Annotated in this window: 2 protein-coding genes; one reads left to right on the forward strand and one right to left on the reverse strand. The window is 78.3% G+C overall.

Going from position 1 to position 1,570, the window contains the following annotated elements:
* Positions 1-197 precede the first annotated feature (197 nt).
* On the reverse strand, positions 198-1,109 hold the full coding sequence (locus AC0CYZ_RS18090) for an IclR family transcriptional regulator (protein ID WP_472217804.1): 912 nt from the start codon (positions 1,107-1,109) through the stop codon (positions 198-200).
* A gap of 74 nt (positions 1,110-1,183) precedes the next feature.
* Here AC0CYZ_RS18090 and AC0CYZ_RS18095 point away from each other — a divergent pair.
* Positions 1,184-1,570 (forward strand): dioxygenase family protein (locus AC0CYZ_RS18095; RefSeq protein ID WP_472217806.1); only part of this gene is annotated, 387 nt, incomplete at its 3' end.

The following is a 1,570-nucleotide window of genomic DNA, read 5'->3' on the forward strand; positions in this document are numbered from 1 at the left end:
CGCCGGCACCGACGCCGCGGCGGTCGTGGCCCCCGCCACCAGCGCCGCGGCCGTCGCCACGGCCACGAGGGCGGCGCGCAGCGCGCGGCCCCGCCTCGCGGACTTCCCGACGGACGACGGGCACCGGCGCCCTGTGATCGCTCCCACGATGGCGAGAACGACCGGAGCCGCCCCGGGGTGCGTGGGAGACGCGCCGCTCAGGCGGGCCGCGGACCGGGCCGGGCGATCGCGTCGGACCGGCGCGCGGTCGGGGCGCCGAGGGCGCGGGAGATGCCGCGTGCCGCGGCGCGCACCGCGGGGACGAGCGTGCGCGGCTCGATCCCGCCGCCCTCGCTGGGCGAGGGCACCACGACCGACAACGCCGCGACGACCGTGTCGTCCTCGCCGCGCACCGGGGCGGCGACCGAGAGCGCCGCGAGGTCGATCATCCCGTCGCACACCGCCACGCCGTCGCGGCGCACCGCGGCGAGCACCCGGCGCAGGATGGCCGGGTCGGTGATGGTCTTCGGGGTGAAGGCGGGGAGGCGCTCGGCGAGCACCGACTCCTGCACCACCGGCGGGGCGTGGGCGAGCAGCACCTGCCCGACGGCCGTGGGGTGCAGCGGCCACCGCCCGCCGACGCGGGAGAACACGCGCACCGCCTCCGGGTGGGCGAGGCGCTCGACGTAGACGATCTCGTGCCCGTCGCGCACGGCCAGCTGCACGTTCTGGCGGACCGCCTCGTAGAGGTCCTCGAGGATCGGCATCGCCCGCTCGCGCAGCCCGACGCTGCGCGGGGCCAGTGACCCGACCTCCCACAGCCGCAGGCCCACGCGGTAGGCGCCGTCGGCCCCGCGCTCGAGCGCGCCCCACGCGGTGAGCTCCCCGACCAGGCGGTGCGCGGTGGAGACCGCGAGGCCCGCGGCCCGGGCGATCTCGGTGAGGGTCAGTGCGCGGTGGTCGCCGTCGAAGGCCTCGAGGATCGAGAAGACCCGCCCGGTCACGCTCGGGGCGCGCCGGCCCTCCGAGGAGCTCAGCCCGCTGCCCTCGGGGAGTCCGCGACGGCCGCGGGCGCGCGGGCGCGCGGGGTGGGCCTCCGGGCCCGGCTCCGCGTCCGTCGTCGACGACACCCCGGCGCTCCTTTGCTTCCGGTGAACGGAAGCCAGCCTCTCGTACGCCGGGGATCCCCGCCACTCTGACCGGTGTGAGCCCGTCATCCGCCGGCCCGCCCGCGGGGGCACCCGCACGCGAGCCCACCGAGCAGGACCGCATCGTCGAGGAGATCCGGGCTGCCGCCGGGCTCCCTCCCCTGCGCGGCGGTCACCCCGACCGCGCCTACGCGCCGTACCGCTCGACGGCGTTGCGGTCCCCGTCCCAGCCGCTCGTGGTCGCCCCGCCGAGCCTCGTCGAGCGGTTCGCGCCCGTGTTCGGCGCCGCCGACGTCGGGGCGCTCGACCACGACCTCACCCGCCAGCACGTGGGCGAGCCGCTCGGGGAGCGGATCGTCGTCACCGGCCGGGTGTGCGACGGGGCCGGACGCCCGGTGCGCAACCAGTTGGTCGAGGTCTGGCAGGCCAACGCCTCCGGGCGC

The sequence above is a fragment of the Actinomycetospora sp. genome, from assembly GCF_055612215.1.